12 protein-coding genes and 4 pseudogenes are annotated in these 15,226 nt (G+C 58.7%); 6 read left to right on the top strand and 10 right to left on the bottom strand.

Annotation, left to right across the window (positions count from 1 at the left end; translation table 11 throughout):
* Positions 1–77: pseudogene (locus tag AC1DSG_RS17675) on the top strand (Lrp/AsnC family transcriptional regulator); the annotation flags it as partial.
* A gap of 103 nt (positions 78–180) precedes the next feature.
* On the opposite strand, the gene AC1DSG_RS17670 reads toward AC1DSG_RS17675, so the two are convergent.
* Entirely contained in the window at positions 181–654 is a 474-nt protein-coding gene (locus AC1DSG_RS17670) for an Lrp/AsnC family transcriptional regulator (RefSeq protein ID WP_046030842.1), read from the bottom strand.
* A gap of 147 nt (positions 655–801) precedes the next feature.
* On the opposite strand from AC1DSG_RS17670, the gene AC1DSG_RS17665 reads away from it, so the two are divergent.
* Complete coding sequence (locus AC1DSG_RS17665) at positions 802–1,431, top strand: LysE family translocator (protein WP_477792031.1); 630 nt, start codon at positions 802–804, stop codon at positions 1,429–1,431.
* Positions 1,432–1,434: 3 nt separating this feature from the next.
* On the opposite strand, the gene AC1DSG_RS17660 is transcribed toward AC1DSG_RS17665, so the two are convergent.
* From AC1DSG_RS17660 to AC1DSG_RS17640, 5 genes and pseudogenes are all read right to left on the bottom strand, one after another.
* Entirely contained in the window at positions 1,435–3,552 is a 2,118-nt protein-coding gene (locus AC1DSG_RS17660) for a hypothetical protein (RefSeq protein ID WP_477792030.1), read from the bottom strand.
* Complete coding sequence (locus AC1DSG_RS17655; protein ID WP_477792033.1) at positions 3,539–4,735, bottom strand: DUF3142 domain-containing protein; 1,197 nt, start codon at positions 4,733–4,735, stop codon at positions 3,539–3,541. The genes AC1DSG_RS17660 and AC1DSG_RS17655 overlap by 14 nt, the downstream gene beginning before the upstream one ends.
* A gap of 61 nt (positions 4,736–4,796) precedes the next feature.
* Positions 4,797–5,630, bottom strand: a complete 834-nt coding sequence (locus AC1DSG_RS17650; protein ID WP_477792029.1) for a class I SAM-dependent methyltransferase — start codon at positions 5,628–5,630, stop codon at positions 4,797–4,799.
* Complete coding sequence (locus AC1DSG_RS17645) at positions 5,624–6,778, bottom strand: acyltransferase family protein (protein ID WP_477792028.1); 1,155 nt, start codon at positions 6,776–6,778, stop codon at positions 5,624–5,626. The genes AC1DSG_RS17650 and AC1DSG_RS17645 overlap by 7 nt, the downstream gene beginning before the upstream one ends.
* Positions 6,775–7,080 (bottom strand): annotated as a pseudogene (locus tag AC1DSG_RS17640) (class I SAM-dependent methyltransferase); the annotation flags it as partial. The gene AC1DSG_RS17645 and the pseudogene AC1DSG_RS17640, both read right to left, overlap by 4 nt.
* 13 nt (positions 7,081–7,093) lie before the next feature.
* On the opposite strand from AC1DSG_RS17640, the pseudogene AC1DSG_RS17635 reads away from it, so the two are divergent.
* Positions 7,094–7,198, top strand: a pseudogene (locus tag AC1DSG_RS17635) (hypothetical protein); the annotation flags it as partial.
* 56 nt (positions 7,199–7,254) lie between these two features.
* Here AC1DSG_RS17635 and AC1DSG_RS17630 read toward each other — a convergent pair.
* The 4 genes from AC1DSG_RS17630 to AC1DSG_RS17615 form a co-directional block, all read right to left on the bottom strand.
* Positions 7,255–9,285 (bottom strand): 2Fe-2S iron-sulfur cluster-binding protein, encoded by a 2,031-nt coding sequence (locus AC1DSG_RS17630; protein ID WP_477792027.1) that lies wholly within the window; start codon positions 9,283–9,285, stop codon positions 7,255–7,257.
* Positions 9,286–9,340: 55 nt separating this feature from the next.
* On the bottom strand, positions 9,341–9,967 hold the full coding sequence (locus AC1DSG_RS17625; RefSeq protein WP_477792026.1) for a glutathione S-transferase family protein: 627 nt from the start codon (positions 9,965–9,967) through the stop codon (positions 9,341–9,343).
* Positions 9,968–10,097: 130 nt separating this feature from the next.
* Positions 10,098–11,000, bottom strand: coding sequence for a LysR family transcriptional regulator (locus tag AC1DSG_RS17620; RefSeq protein ID WP_477792025.1), 903 nt, complete (start codon positions 10,998–11,000; stop codon positions 10,098–10,100).
* A gap of 71 nt (positions 11,001–11,071) precedes the next feature.
* Positions 11,072–11,407 carry a hypothetical protein gene (locus AC1DSG_RS17615; RefSeq protein WP_477792024.1) on the bottom strand — a complete coding sequence of 112 codons (336 nt, stop codon included), beginning with the start codon at positions 11,405–11,407 and terminating at the stop codon, positions 11,072–11,074.
* A gap of 415 nt (positions 11,408–11,822) precedes the next feature.
* On the opposite strand from AC1DSG_RS17615, the gene AC1DSG_RS17610 reads away from it, so the two are divergent.
* From AC1DSG_RS17610 to AC1DSG_RS17600, 3 genes and pseudogenes are all read left to right on the top strand, one after another.
* Positions 11,823–13,295 (top strand): c-type cytochrome, encoded by a 1,473-nt coding sequence (locus AC1DSG_RS17610; protein ID WP_477792023.1) that lies wholly within the window; start codon positions 11,823–11,825, stop codon positions 13,293–13,295.
* A 49-nt stretch (positions 13,296–13,344) separates the two neighbouring features.
* Positions 13,345–15,120 carry a cytochrome c oxidase subunit I gene (gene ctaD / locus AC1DSG_RS17605; protein WP_477792032.1) on the top strand — a complete coding sequence of 592 codons (1,776 nt, stop codon included), beginning with the start codon at positions 13,345–13,347 and terminating at the stop codon, positions 15,118–15,120.
* Positions 15,117–15,226, top strand: a pseudogene (locus AC1DSG_RS17600) (cytochrome c oxidase subunit 3); the annotation flags it as partial. The gene ctaD and the pseudogene AC1DSG_RS17600, both read left to right, overlap by 4 nt.

The following is a 15,226-nucleotide window of genomic DNA, read 5'->3' as shown; positions in this document are numbered from 1 at the left end:
GCGATATTCGCAGTAACTTTGCGATTCATACGGTGAAGACGCCGGGGGCGTTGCCGTTGGGGCATCTGCCGCTTTAGACCGAGTCGACCCCTTCGCGAGCAAGCCCGCTCCCACATTTTATTTGTGGCGTTCACAAAATCAATGTGGGAGCGGGCTTGCYCGCGAAGGGGTCGACTCGGTCTAAAGCGGCAGATGCCCCAACGGCAACGCCCCCGGCGTCTTCACCGTATGAATCGCAAAGTTACTGCGAATATCGCTCACACCCGGCAATTTCAGCAGCCGCTCGGTAAGAAAGCGGTCATACCCGCGCAAATCCGGCACCACCACTTGCAGTAGAAAATCCGACTCCCCGGACACCAGAAACGCCGAAATCACTTCCGGCAGTGCCGTCACGGCCACGCGAAAGGCTTCGGCTTGCTCGTCGTTGTGGCGTTCGACTTTGACCCCGACAAACACTGTCAGCCCAAGCCCCACCTCGTCGCGATCCAGATTGGCCTGATAGCCGCGAATCACCCCGGCCTCCTCCAGCATCCGCACCCGACGCAAACAGGGCGAGGCGGACAAGCCGATTTCTTCGGCCAACTGCACATTGCTCAGCCGACCGTCCCGTTGCAGGGCCGCGAGGATCTTGCGGTCGTAGGCGTCCAGTTTCATGGCTTGGCAGATCCTGATGGTGTGGTCATCTTCAAGCGGCAGATTATGCCAATTTCACCTGCTTTAGAAGCTGACTACGCAAGCACCTGCCCTGCCCTTGCGCCCTAGACTGGCCCTACCGAATCGACAACGAAAGGGGCGCAAAACATGGCAGGACTCTGGCTGTTTTTCATGGCATTGGCGGTGGTGTATTTGTTGCCCGGACCGGACATGATCCTGCTGCTGCAAACCGGCGCCCGTCAAGGTAAAGCGGCGGCATTGGAAACCGCGATAGGCCTGGGCATTGCCCGGGGTTGTCATGTGGCGTTGGCCGCGCTGGGGTTGGCGGCGTTGTTCAGAGCCGCGCCGTGGACCTTCGATGCGGTGCGTCTGGCCGGGGCCGCGTACCTGCTGTGGATTGGTATTCAATGCCTGCGCACCACGATGCTGCCGAACCTGAACGGCACTGACGCCACCGCAGCGAAACCGCGCTGGTCGCAAGCTATCCAGCGCGGCTTGCTCACCAATCTGCTCAATCCCAAGGCGTTGCTGTTCTGTTCGGTGCTGCTGCCACAGTTCATCGATCCACAAGCAGGATCAGTGCTCACGCAGTTCGCGATCCTCGGCATGGTGCTGGTCGGTGTCGGCTTGATCTTCGACAGCGCTTACGCACTGGTCGGCGCGGCGCTGGGACGTTGGCTGCAACGCAGTCCTTCAGCCCAGCGGCTCCAGCAATGGCTGTTTGGCAGCCTGTTGATCGGCTTCGCGGTGCGGCTGACCTTTGTGCAACAGGCATAAGCCTTACTTCGCCCGTCGGCGGCGACGATTGATCAACAGCAACGCCACTGCCGTTACGCCGATGACACCGCCAATCTGCAGCGGCCACTTGTAGGGCCGCAGCACCGCACGCGTCGCGTCAGTTGCCTGAGTCACATAACGTTTGCTGGCATTTTCGAAATCGGGATAAGGGCATTGGAAACCGAAATTCACCGCCCAATCCACATAAGGTCCTTCCTTCACATAGCGTTGGTACAGGGCTCTTTGCTCTTCAAGGCTACTGTTCCAGCCCGCCGCCGCACACAGCACCGCGGCAAAGGCCTGGCTGGTGTGCGGCAAGTTATCGGCGGCGCGACTGGCCAATGCCGTTGCGACAAAGCGATAGTGATAGCGCTCATCGGGTTTGGCGGCACTGGCTTGCTGACGCTGAACTTCACCTTCGGCGACTAATGGTCCGACTTTCAGCTCAGTGATTTCGAGGCTGTAATTGCCGCCAAACGTGGCGTAGTCGGGAGCCATTTCGTAGCCGAGAATGTCCATCCCCCACTCGCGCGCTGTCCAGGCGGCATTGAACAGAGCGCCAGCGCGCTTGGTCGGCCACCACGCGGCGTCCGCCAGCTGACGCTGTTGCCCATACAGCCGGGCTTTTTTCTGTAGATCGACATTCTCGAAGTACGCCAGCGCTTCGTCGTAGCGCTCTTCGCGCAGCAATCGGCGGCCGAGCAGATTGCGCAATTTGGCTGCCACCGGAAGCGGTACGTAGTTGTCGCGATCCTGCTGGCTCAACGGCGGTGGCGCGGGCACCTGCATGTCGACGTAATGCTTGAGTTCATCGACAGTGAGCACCCGTTCGGCCACGGTCGCGGCATCGAGCCAATAAATACTCTGGCTGCGATACAGCTGATCGAATGCTTGCAGATAATCCCCGCGTTGCAGCGCAAGAATCGCACTTTCACCTTCGACCCGACACTTGGGCTGAAGCGTCTCGTAGTCGTAGTCCGGCGTGCGGCGAAAACCCCAGGATTCATTCTGCGGGAACGCCTGAGCCGCTTTGGCATACGCCGCAGCCGCTGCGTTTTTATCGCCATCGCGCAATGCCAGTTTCGCCCGCAACCACCACGCCAGGCCGCCGTCGCCGGCGTGTTCAAGGAAGGCCTTGGCGCTGGCGTAATCGCCTTGTTGATAGTTCATCGCGGCCAATCGATCCGCGTTATCCAGGCTGCCGCGCGTGCTGCTTTGCAGCAGTTTGATCAGTTTCAATTCGTTCGCTGGTTGTTCACCGAATGACCAGCCCAGGCGACTGATCAAGGACGCGGTCGCCAGTTGTTGCACCGGCTTATCCTTGAGCAGCGCGCTCAGTTGATCGTCCGGCATGGCCAGCAGATCGGCCATCAACAGCTTCAACGAGGTGTAACCGACTACTGAACCGTGGAGGTTTTGCGCGGCGTAGAGTTCGATGGCGCTGTCCCAGTCGCCGACGGTGCGGGCCACGCGAGCTTCTTCGCCGAGGCTGGCGACACCCAGTTCCAATGTGTCGCTGAAGCCGTCGATGCTCAGCTGACGGGTCTGCTCGAACGCCTTGCGCGCCTGCGCCAGCAGATCGGGCGACGCGTCCGCCTCGGCGCTCATGGCAAACAGCGCCCGGCCCAGCGAGTACGCCGCCCAGGTGCTGCGCAAGGCGCGTTGATCGGTCGGTAATGCCAACACTTTCCGGAAGTATTCCGCGGCCAATCCATGATCGCCCGCATTGAACGCCGCAGCGCCCGCCAGATACAGCTTGAGCTCGGCCGGCAGGCTCGCGCCCTGCGCTTCGACTTGATGCGCATCCGTCAGGCTGCGCAGTTGTTTCACCAGCGCTTGCTCTTCCGCCGTCAGTCCGGCCTGCTCGGCGGTGTCTCGCTGTTCTACGTAATCAGCCGCCTGCATGCCGTTGGGCGACTGCGCGACATTCATTAGCCCCGCGATCGCATGGCCGAGACGGTTGATCTCAAACTGGAAGTTGCCTTCGGGCAGCTCCGCCAGTGACTGTCCACGATTGTCCAGCAAGCGCATCGGGAAGTCCGGGCCGCAGGCCAGCGCCGAACCCAGCGGCAAGCTGAGGCTCAAACAGAGCAGATGGCGGGGCCAGTTACGGGTGAACATTCGAGCCTCCTTGATCAATTTTTGTGCAGCGCGCCCAACCGACCGCTCGCTGTCCACCGGCGGCTATTCGGCCGTCGCTAAGGCGGGTGAAGGTAAGCAGATCCGGGCTCTGTTGCAACGCATAACCGGCCAGCGCATCGACGCCATCACAGCCCTGTACGGTCAGGGTCACGCGTTCGGGCCAAGCAGTGTCGAGGTTGCCCTGGTTGCTGAGGCTGATGTCATAGAGGCCGTCTTGCGCACTAAGTTTCACACTCAAGCGACTGTCGAGCGTGTCACCGCGAGCCACCGCGCCCAGCGTTGTCAGGCTCCAGGCCCGGCGGTCGCCCGCCAGCGGCAGGCGAAACCAGATCAAGCCGGCCAGATGAGCCGGTGGATCGGCGCGCAATTCAGCAGCGAGTGAGCTCAGTTGCCGCGGATCAGCCAGCAGTTCCCGGYGCTCGCCGCCCCGCCCCACTGGCACCTCGCTTTCCACAACCGGTGCACCACGGGCGCTTGGCAACAGCGCCACACCATAGGCCGGCAGCGCCAGATAGAAAGGCTTCGTCGTGAGCCGACTCCAGTTTCTGGCCCACTGTCGCGCCTGATCCGGGTCGAACAGCCCGCGCCGTGGATCGCTCACCGCATGCACCTGCAACACGCTGCTATCGACAGTCGATAGAAGAGCCGGCAACTCGGGACTGTCCAGCCACGCCGGTAACGCCGTAATACTTAGCGACAAAGTCGCCGGTAAAACGCCCCGCAGGTGTGCCAGAAAAGCTCGATAGCTCGGCAACCGAGCGTTACCCGCATCGTGGTCAATTTCCACCCCGGACAGCGTCAGCCCCTGCGCTTGCCAGTCGCTGAGCACCTGTTGGATTTGCGCCGTGACCTCGTCCTGGTCCAACGACTTGAGCTGACCATCCAGACGAATCACCGCAATCAGCGGCCGACCATCGCGTTTGAGTAACTCCGAATCGATCCGCGCACGACGCCAGCCGGCTTGAGGAAACGCCTGCAAGGCCAGCACGCGTAGCGTCGAAAAGTCCACACGACTGTCGCGCAGGGCGGCGACATGGGCTGGCGTCCATTGCCGTTGCCAGACGTAGAGCTGTTGATCGAGCGGTGGCGCGTGCTGTTGCTCGCAACCGTTGAGCAGCACAAGAGCCGTCAGCAATATGATCAAACGCGGGAAAAACACTATTGAAACCCTTAAGCCAAAAACTACCCTTGTAGCAGCTGCCGAAGGCTGCGACATGGGCCGTCTACACCATAGGCTTGCGGGCAATGATCACCTGACTTTTCGCCACGACCGCATCCAGCGCCTGTTTGATCTGCGCGCCACGAGGCGAATCCAGAACGGTTTTCCAGGTCTCGGCCCAGTGGTTTAGCAACGGATGGTCGGGATTGCTGAAATGGACCTTGGCTTCCCAGAACAGCAGCATCCACATCGACCAGTAAAAGCCGTACTGGCTGTGGCTGAGCACTTCCAGGCCGGCGTCGCCGACCATCGCCTTGAACTGCTCTTCGCTGATGATGCGAATGTGATTGGGCTTCTGGAAATACTGCGGCGCGGCGATGTCCTTTTGCAGGTCTTCGGAGCTCGGGTGCGGAACGCTGAGCAAATACAGCGCACCTGGCTTGCCGACACGCACCAGCTCGGCGAGGAATTGCGCCGGGTCGTCCACATGCTCGATGACTTCGGTGGACACCACACGGGTGGCCGTGGCGTCGGCAATCGGCAGCGGATTGCAGTCGGTGACGTGACATTCGACGTCGCGGGCCGGGGTGTCACTGAGGCGTTGACGGGTGGCTTCAACTTTGGCGGCGTCGATGTCGGCGACGATGATCTTTGCCCCGCGCCGGCCGCAGAATTGCACGTTGCCACCGTCACCGCATCCCACATCAATCAAGGTGTCATCAGCCGACACCGGGAAGCCAGTGAACAGCTCGCCGGTCTCCTGATTGAACCAGCCGCTGAGCATCGCATCGTGCAGCCCGAGCATATACGGATCGACCTTTTCTGCCACCGGGGCGACGGTTTGCACCGGGGCAGGTGCGGGCGTCGCCGACGTGAGTTTCTTCAAAAGGCTCAGCATGAGGTGGCTCCAGAGGATGGGACAGCGGTTTTGGATGTACCGAGGCGTTGCACCAGCGCGGCGCCACGGTTGCGCATGGGCATTTCGATGAAGCGGAAATTCAGTTCACTGAGCAGAACAATCAGCCCGAAGGCGATCAGCAGCGTGACCACCGGATGCCCGGCCGGGTTCGGCAGACCGGCACTCTGCAACCGGAAGATGATTTCGCGCACCAACTGATAGGCCGGAATGTGGATCAGGTAAATGCCGTAGGAACGACTGCCGATCCACCCCATCAGCCGCTGCAATCTACCGGCGGGCAAGAGGTAATCGCGGTTATAGGAGGCAATCCAGACCAGCACCGCGCTGAGTAATGCGATCGAGCCGATGCGGTAATTAGCGAAGGTGAAACGGTCGGTAGCCATGAAACTCAACAGCAATCCGACAATGATCAGTGACGACACACCAGCCCACGGCCGGTGCAAGAATGTCGGCTGCCAGCGCCAGTAACTCGGCTGCACACTCCATATTGCCAACAGCACCCCAAGGGCCAGTGCGTCAGTGCGGATCACCATCAACATCGGTGTGCGCAGGGTGAACAGTTGCACCGCGACCAGCGCCAGCAACGCCCACACCAGATGTTTGCGGCAGACGAAAATCAGCAGCGGGAACAACAGATAAAACTGCTCCTCCAGCGACAAGCTCCAGTACACGAAACTGCTGCCGTACTCGTAATGAAAGAAGCTGTCGGCAAAACGGAAATTGGCGTACTGCAACACCCCCGCCAGCGTTGCCTGGAGGTTCGCGTACAACGTGCCGAACGCGCCGGAGCGGTTAAGAAAGACGCACGCCAGCAGCATCAGCGCCAGCCACAACCAGGCCGACGGCAACAGGCGAAAAGCTCGTCGCAGCCAGAAATTGCGTGTCTGCTCCCAGTATTCCTGACCCGTACTACAGCCTTGCAGCGCAGGAATCAGGCTACGGGCAATCACAAAACCCGAGATGACGAAAAACAGATCGACACCCCACCACGGCTGCGCCCAGGCGTGGATTTTTTCAAGCAGTGGCACGGGGTCCGTGAACAGGCTGCCCTGCAAGTGATGGAACAGTACGCCGAGCACCGCTATGGCACGCAGCACCTCGATATCCATGATTCGTTTGCTGCTCATGGCGCACCTTCGCTAGCCAACGGTTTGCGCGCGATGATCACCTGACTCTTGGGCATGAAGTGGTCGAGCATCTGCTTGATTGCCAGCCCGTCGGGCTGCGCCAACAGGTCTTGCCAGGTTCTGGCCCAGCTCTCCATCAGCGGTGGATACGGCGCATGAATGCGATCACGCACTGCGCCGCCCAAATCCCGCCCGGCGGCCCGCTCACCGGCCCAAAAGAAGATCATGCCCATCACCCAGAAAAATCCGGTGGCCTGACGATGCTCGATCACAAGGCCTGCGTCCTCCACCAACGCGGCAAAACGCTGCGTGTAGGCTGAGGCGCGTTATCGGCAGTTATTCACAGCTGACGAGATGGGCCGCAAGTGGACCGCGTTGTACGAAGAATTGCTGGAAGAAAAATACCTGTCCTATGCCTGATTGCTTTTCTGTAGGAGTGAGCCGGCACCCATAGGAGGTTATCCACACGTCTGGGGTTACAGATCCAGCACCAACGGCTGCGAACCCTGCGCCGGCACCGCACAACAGATCAGCACTTCTCCTGCGCCGGGCACTTCTGCCGGTACCTGTGGATAACTCACCTCGCCGCTGATCAGACGGGTCTTGCACGTCCCGCAGGACCCGCCGCGGCAACTGAACTCCGGGCGCAGACCACGGCTTTCGGCCAGTTCCAGCAAACTGCCGCTATCGGGCTTCCAGCGCGCCTCTTTGGCCGAGCGCTCGAACACCACCGGTACCGACGTCGTCGCGACCGGTGGTTGCTCGATGACCACCGCATCCGGGTCGGGTATCCGGCGCAACGTGGACGGGCCAAAGGTTTCGGCGTGAATCCTCGAATCACGGATGTCCATATCACGCAGGCTGTCGTACATCGCCTGGGTAAAACTGCCTGGACCGCAGAGGACAAAATCCAGCTGATCGTAGTCTTCCACCTCAAGCGTGGCCTTGAGCAAATCGGCGTCGATACGCCCGGTCAGGTCGTAATCTTCACCTTCCCGTGCATCGGTCTCGGGCTGGCTGAGCAAACGCACGATTCGCACCGCGTCACCGAGTCCGTCGAGCAAGCGATTCAGTTCCGGGCGAAAGGGTTGATCGGCCAAGGTTCGCGAACTCTGGAAGAACCAGGTCGGGCGGATGCTCCGCGTGCGCAGGCCTTGATAAACCACCTCGCGCACCATCGACAGCAGCGGCGTAATGCCCACGCCCGCGGCCAGCAACACCAGCGGTCGCCGCTCATGGGGCGCCACCGTGAAATGCCCTTGAGGCGCGCGGGCCTCCAGTACATCACCGACACTAATCCGCTCATGCAGGTGCGATGACACCAACCCGTCACGCTTCACGCTGATCCGGAAAAAATCATCAGACGGCGCGCTCGACAGGCTGTACGTGCGGATATGCACGTCACCGGCAATGTTGAATCGCAGGGGCAAATGCTGCCCGGCCTGGAACATCGGCAACCCGACGCCATCGGTGGGCTCCAGATAGATCGAACGGATGTGTTGGCTTTCCGCCTCGATACGCATCACCCGCAGTGGCCGCCATCGATCACCCAGAGCCTGGGCTTGCAGCCGGGCATTCGCCTGTTCCCAGGTGCCAGTCATCAAACTGGTGGGTGACACGCCGTCAAAGCGCCAGCGCAAGGCCAGCGCCGCAGGCCGGCGTACCATGTGCTCGACCTCAAAGGTCCACAACCGCTCGGCGCCTTGAAAGGCTTCGATTTGCGGGCCGTCGAGGATGATCTCGGTGCGCCCGCTGAGGTGCAGCAAGTCACCTGAATTGAAATCGATAAACAACAAACCGGCGCGAGGATTGATCAGCAGATTGCCCAGCGTATTGAAATGCAGGTTGCCAGCGAAGTCCGGGATCGTCAGGCGATTACCTTCTACCTGTACAAAACCGGCCTGCCCGCCCCGGTGAGACACATCCACCGAGCGCTGGCCATCGACGTCCACGTAGCTGGCAACAAAGAACGTGTCCGCCTCGATGATCATGGCCCTGGCCGCGTCATCCAGTTCATTCAAATGCTCTGCGACACGACTCGCGGGGTCCGCCAATGGCACCGAGCGAAACTGGCGCAATTGAATATATTGCGGGCAGTTGCCGAAAGATTGCTCCACCGTGACGCCGAATCCGCCAGCCGTCACGGCACCGACTCGACCATTGAGGCGGTTGCGACGTCGGGTATGCAGCTCAATACCGAGCAGACCGATAGCGTCCCCGTCTCGCAGCTGAGCGGGGTCATCGGCACTCGGCAAGCGGTCGAACTGCAACAGCGAAGGGTCGGGTGAATGAGCGAAGCCCGGGGGCCCTTCAAGAATGCTGGCCCAAGGGTTGCCATCAACATCTACGGCGCCGTACAGCATGAACGGCAGTTGCTGATAGAACGTACGGTGCTGATCCGGCATCTGAGTGCGAATCACCCTGCGACCGAACGCCTCCATTCGCTCGGCAACGCCCACATGAGTCTGCAACTGTTTCTCGCCGGCATGCCAAGGTGAATGTTCCATAAGGGTTCTCCCCTGCGCGCATCGTGAACGGCCCGAGCAGGTCGGGCCGCGAGTATCAGGCCGTTTTTTGCAGACCGGCCACGGTGCGCGGCATGCCGACAAACCCGGGCAAGGCTTCAATACGCGCCAGCCAGGCGCGGATTTTGGCGTAGCCGTCCAACGAGACATTGCCTTCCGGCGCATGGGCGATGTAGCTGTAGGCGGCCACATCGGCGATGGTAGGCTCGGCGCCCGCCAGGTACGGCGTTGTGGCCAACTCTTGATCGATCACTTTGAGCACGGTATGGGAGTAAGCGATGACCTCTTCAGCATTGTAAGGCGCGCCAAACACCGTGATCAGCCGGGCCCGGGCCGGGCCGAAGGCAATCGGTCCGGCAGCAACGGACAACCACCGCTGAACCTTTGCCGCGGCAACTGGATCGGTTGGTAGCCAGCGACCGTTTCCGTATTTCTGCGCCAGATACACCAGGATCGCATTGGAGTCGGCCAATACCACGCCTTGGTCATCAATGACGGGAACCTGACCAAACGAATTGAGCGCCAGGAAATCCGGCTGCTTGTGCGCGCCCTTTGCCAAATCGACAAAGATCAGCTCGGTCGGCAGTTGCAGCAGCGACAGCATCAGCTCCACACGGTGAGCATGGCCGGAACGAGGGAAGTTGTAGAGTTTGATCGCTTGCATGGTCGACTCCGCTGGGTAGTGGCGCCGTTCAGGAAAGATCAGCACCGAGGGACGCCATCTTCCACCCACAACCAAAACAACAGAATAACCAGCAAACGCAATCCATTATTTCATCCAGCGAAATAAACCATTAACCGTGCAGGGCTGGATGGTCTCTCAACGTTTTCACTGCAAAGTCGACAAAACTGCGGACCCGCACTGGCGCCTTGCGGCCCCCCTGGTAGACCACATGAATGGGCAACGGAGGCAGTTCGAAGTCAGCCAGAACGATTTCCAGTTCACCGGCACTCACCTTGCCTGCCACTTGATAAGACAGGACCCGGGTGAATCCCAGGCCCAGGCATGCCGCCGTGATGGCCGCCTGATTGGCGGTGACCACCAGACGCGGTTCCGGACGAACATTCAGCAGTTCACCCGCGTCAAGGAATGCCCAGGTTCTGTGCTGCCCAATGGCTGACGTTGCAACAATCGGGGCACCACTGAGCTCATTTGGGTGGCGTGGCCTGCCACGGGCCGCCAAAAGAGCCGGCGAAGCGCAAATAACCCACCTCACTTCGCTCACGCGAATCGCATGTTGATTGCTGTCACCCAGCTCACCGATACGCACCGCTACATCAATGCCCTCTTCGACCATGTTCACGATCCGGTCGACCAGTAAGGCATTGATGCTGACTTCAGGGAATTGAGTGAGATAACCGACCATCACCGGCGTGACAAACAACTCACCGAACAAAACTGGCGCGGTGATCGTCAGTTGCCCACGGGGCTGGGCATGACTGCCGGCAGCCGAATCCTCCGCTTCCTGCACCTCGGCAAGAATCCTCCGACAATCTTCCAGATAACGCTGCCCCGCCTCGCTCAAATGCACGCTGCGGGTGGTACGCGTCAACAACAGCGTGCCGATGCGCTTTTCCAGCGCTGCCACCGCCCGGGTGACACTGGCCGCCGACATCCCCAAACGCCGCGCCGCCGCCGAGAAACCTTGTTCCTGTGCAACGGCAGCGAAGACCTGCATTTCCTGGAATCGGTCCATGGGGCATGTCCTTTATTCAGATAAAAAAATCGCAGCTGTAGGCTGCGATTTTTAGTATCACGAAGTGGCTTCTAAAGCTGCTGATCAATCAAAACCGCGTTGGTATAGATCAAGCTTCCATCGCTCGCTCGATGCCCGACCAAATGGTACTGACCGCGCTCGAGGTGCAAGTAGACGCGCATTTGGCAGTCGGACAAGGGGCCATATCCCTCTGGCACTTTCAAATCCAATGTAGCCATGTCGACATCGACCATGACTTCACGCTCATCGGTCGCCTTCAGGCGTTCTTCCGCGTCTTCCAAGCGCTTACGGAGGGGGACATCGACGTAAAAATGGATTTCACCCACGGGGGTGGATTTTTTGTCTCTGCTGGGTTTGCACCAGCCTTCGATTGTCAGGGCACTCATGACGAAACCTCCGTTGTGGACTGCTGGACCCTGTAGCTCTGTTCTCTTCGCAATGACAGCCGCTTCTGGTCGGTTCTGCCACCCGTCATCCGAAATGAGTATAGCTGGCGACCGGGCTTCGCTAGCTGTAACTGCGTAGGCGAAGGTCATCTGCACTTAACTTATACCCATTTAGTCCCAAAAGACGTGATGCTGAATATCTACAGTTACATGTAGCGAATCGCTTTAAACAATTAACTTAATGTTCGAATTGGAATATTGGTTCGATTTCTCAGGAAAAGCGCCTGCTCCGTCCATGCACTATACTTCTGGCTGATTTTACCGTCGCAATGGATGGTATTTGTCTGCCCTGCTTGGACGTCAGTGGCGATGCTTTTGCATCACCAGTGAGCAACAGGAATAGGATGAAGAGAAAATGGCAATAGCAATTATCTTGATACTAATCGTTATTGCATCAGTGCTGTTTCATATACTAGCGCCCTGGCATGCGACACCGGCAGCTTCCAACTGGGGGTCAATAGACACCACCCTGTTCATCACCCTGATCATTAGCGGAATATTTTTCATCGCCATCACGGTTTTTATGGCGGTAGCCGTGATGCGTTATCGCCATAAGGAAGGTTCCAGGGCGGCCTACCAACCAGAAAACAAAAAACTGGAAACATGGTTGATTATCGTGACCTCGGTAGGTATTGCCGCAATGTTGGCGCCAGGCCTGGTTGTTTACAGTGACTTCATCCGGGTGCCGAAAAATGCTTATGAACTTGAAGTGGTCGCCCAGCAGTGGCAGTGGGCCTTTCGTTTTCCCGGCCAGGACGGGAAGCTGGGAAAATCGGACATCAAGTTTGTTGATTCCGCCAATCCTTTCGGCCTTGACCCCAAGGATCCTGTTGGGCAAGACGATGTGCTTATAAGAAGCAATGAAGTTCGCCTTCCGCTCGATAAGCCAGTGAAAGTTTTACTGCGCTCTAAAGATGTGTTGCACAATTTCTATGTGCCGCAAATTCGCAGCAAGATGGACATGGTGCCAGGGATGGTTTCGTACTTTTGGTTTACGCCGACTAAAGCCGGGAAATATGAAATCCTTTGCGCTGAATTTTGTGGTGTAGGTCATTACAACATGCGCGGCCACATGATCATGGAAGAACAGGGCACGTTCGATCAATGGCTGAATAGCCAACCGACTTTTGCTCAGACATTAACGACAGCCGCCAAACCCAGCCAGGACAGCGTTCTGGAAAAAGGTCGCCTGTTGGTCGAAAAATACGGCTGCGGTGCCTGCCATAGCCAGGATGGCAATAACAGTCTCGGCCCGGGATGGAAAGGGTTATACGGCCGCACAGAACAGCTTGCCGATGGCACCAGTGTGCGGGTCGATGAGGCCTACCTCAAAGAGTCGATCCTCGATCCGAAGGCCCGACTGGTACAGGGCTACCCGCCAGTCATGGTGGCCTATACTCTCAATGACGATGAACTGGGTGCTCTCGTCGCCCTGATCAAATCGCTGGGTGCCGAACAGCAAGACAATGAACCTTCTGCCAGCGGCGCGTCGGGCCCAGGTGACGACTTGGCGACGCAGGGGCAGCGGCTGGCCGGGTCGCTCGGCTGTCTGGCCTGCCACAGTGTCGATGGCAGCAAGGGTGTCGGCCCCAGCTGGCAGGGCGTGTATGGCAAGACAGAAACCCTGGCCGACGGTACGAGTATCAAGGTCGATGAGGGTTATATAAGGGAATCGGTTCTTGATCCCGGCGCCAAAATCGTCAAAGGCTATTCACCCGTCATGCCGGCCTTGGCTCCGAGTGATCAGGAGTTGAACGCACTGATCGCTTTTATCAAATCCAAAGCGAATGCCGACGCCGATGCGAGCAAGGCGGAGCCAGGGAAGTAGCCGTAAAGCAGCCAGGAATGCACCGAAACTTCGACAGGAGGATGACGTGATGACCTATGCGGAGCAAGCCGAAACAGAAGCACTGCACGAGCCCAAAAGTTTCCTGACCAAATATATCTGGAGTCAGGACCACAAGGTCATAGCTGTTCAATATTCCTTGACGGCTCTGTTCGTGGGTCTTATCGCCGTGGTGTTGTCCGACTTGATGCGCATGCAGATAGGCTTCCCCGGTAGTTTGGCGTTCATGGATGCCAGTACTTACTATCAGGCGATGACCATGCACGGCATGATCATGGTCATCTACTTGCTGACGGCCTTGTTTCTGGGTGGCTTCGGCAACTATCTGATCCCGCTGATGGTGGGCGCCCGCGACATGGTCTTCCCCTATGTCAACATGCTGAGTTACTGGTTCTACCTGCTTGCAGTAGTGGTGTTGCTCTCCAGTTTTTTTGTCCCGGGCGGCCCCACCGGGGCGGGCTGGACGCTCTATCCGCCACAGTCCATTTCTCAGGGAACACCAGGGGTCGAGTGGGGCATCGTCCTGATGCTCGTCTCACTGGCGATTTTTATTGTCGCAGCCACCATGGGCGGCTTGAACTACGTCACCACGGTGTTGCAGGCGCGCACGCACGGTATGACGCTGTTTCGCATGCCACTCTCCGTATGGGGAATTTTCATGGCCTCGATTATGGCCTTGTTGGCTTTCCCGGCGTTATTTGTCAGTGCGGTCATGATGCTGTTTGACAAGCTGTTGGGCACCAGCTTCTTTATGCCGGCGATGATCTCGCTGGGGCAGCAGCTCGGTCACCAGGGTGGCAGYCCAATATTATTCCAGCACCTGTTCTGGTTCTTCGGCCACCCAGAGGTCTACATCGTTGCTCTCCCTGCGTTTGGTTTGGTCTCCGACTTGATCAGCACGCATGCGCGTAAAAATATCTTCGGCTACCGAATGATGGTGTGGGCCATTATTGCGATTGGCGTACTCAGTTTTGTGGTCTGGGCGCACCACATGTATGTCAGCGGAATGAACCCGTACTTTGGCTTTTTCTTCGCCGTAACCACTTTGATCATCGCGGTGCCGACCGCCCTGAAAGTCTACAACTGGGTGCTGACCCTGTGGCGGGGCGACATCCATCTGACCGTGCCGATGCTGTTTGCCCTGGCCTTTATCGTCACCTTCCTGGTCGGCGGTCTGACCGGATTGTTTCTCGGCAACGTGATCGTGGATATTCCGCTCTCGGACACCTATTTCGTCGTAGCCCATTTTCATATGGTCATGGGGGTTGCCCCGGTACTGGTGGTGTTCGGCGGCATTTATCACTGGTTCCCGAAAGTAACCGGGCGCATGTGGAACGACACCCTGGGCAAGCTGCATTTCTGGATTACCTTTCTGGGCACCTACGCCATCTTCTTCCCCATGCACTACCTGGGATTCCAGGGCATGCCGCGCCGTTACTACGCCTATGAAAACTACGCGTTCATCCCGCAGTCGGCGCAAGATTTGAATGCCTTCATTACGGTGGTCGCATTGACCGTTGGCGTTTCCCAGTTGCTGTTCCTGTTCAACCTGGCCTGGAGTGCATTCAAGGGCAAGCCCGCAGGCAGTAACCCCTGGGGCGCGGCCAGCCTGGAATGGCAAACGCCAAACACCCCGCCGATACACGGCAACTGGGGAGCGAAGCTGCCGGTCGTGTATCGCTGGGCCTATGACTACAGCGTGCCGGGGATAGAACAGGATTTCGTTCCGCAAACAGTCTCGCCTGAGGAGCTGGAGCACATGCGGCAACTGAGTGCCGGAACCCAGATAGCGGATGTTAAAACATGAGCAGGTTGCTATTGAGAAACGCCGACGGCGCTGACCCCGGCGGCAGTTGGAGTCGTGATCTCCTGGGGATGTTCAGTCCGCCGAGGGTGCCGATAGAAACCAAATC

The sequence above is a fragment of the Pseudomonas sp. P5_A12 genome (assembly GCF_056400685.1).
The sequence above is the reverse complement of the archived record's forward strand: the minus strand, read 5'-3'. Positions and strand labels throughout refer to the sequence as shown.

Coding starts and splice junctions, on each gene's coding strand:
- AC1DSG_RS17610 (WP_477792023.1), top strand. CDS start 11,823: ATGGCAATAGCAATTATCTTGATACTAATCGTTATTGCATCAGTGCTG.
- AC1DSG_RS17620 (WP_477792025.1), bottom strand. CDS start 11,000: ATGGACCGATTCCAGGAAATGCAGGTCTTCGCTGCCGTTGCACAGGAA.
- AC1DSG_RS17615 (WP_477792024.1), bottom strand. CDS start 11,407: ATGAGTGCCCTGACAATCGAAGGCTGGTGCAAACCCAGCAGAGACAAA.
- AC1DSG_RS17645 (WP_477792028.1), bottom strand. CDS start 6,778: ATGAGCAGCAAACGAATCATGGATATCGAGGTGCTGCGTGCCATAGCG.
- AC1DSG_RS17670 (WP_046030842.1), bottom strand. CDS start 654: ATGAAACTGGACGCCTACGACCGCAAGATCCTCGCGGCCCTGCAACGG.
- AC1DSG_RS17660 (WP_477792030.1), bottom strand. CDS start 3,552: ATGTTCACCCGTAACTGGCCCCGCCATCTGCTCTGTTTGAGCCTCAGC.
- AC1DSG_RS17650 (WP_477792029.1), bottom strand. CDS start 5,630: ATGCTGAGCCTTTTGAAGAAACTCACGTCGGCGACGCCCGCACCTGCC.
- AC1DSG_RS17625 (WP_477792026.1), bottom strand. CDS start 9,967: ATGCAAGCGATCAAACTCTACAACTTCCCTCGTTCCGGCCATGCTCAC.
- AC1DSG_RS17665 (WP_477792031.1), top strand. CDS start 802: ATGGCAGGACTCTGGCTGTTTTTCATGGCATTGGCGGTGGTGTATTTG.
- AC1DSG_RS17630 (WP_477792027.1), bottom strand. CDS start 9,285: ATGGAACATTCACCTTGGCATGCCGGCGAGAAACAGTTGCAGACTCAT.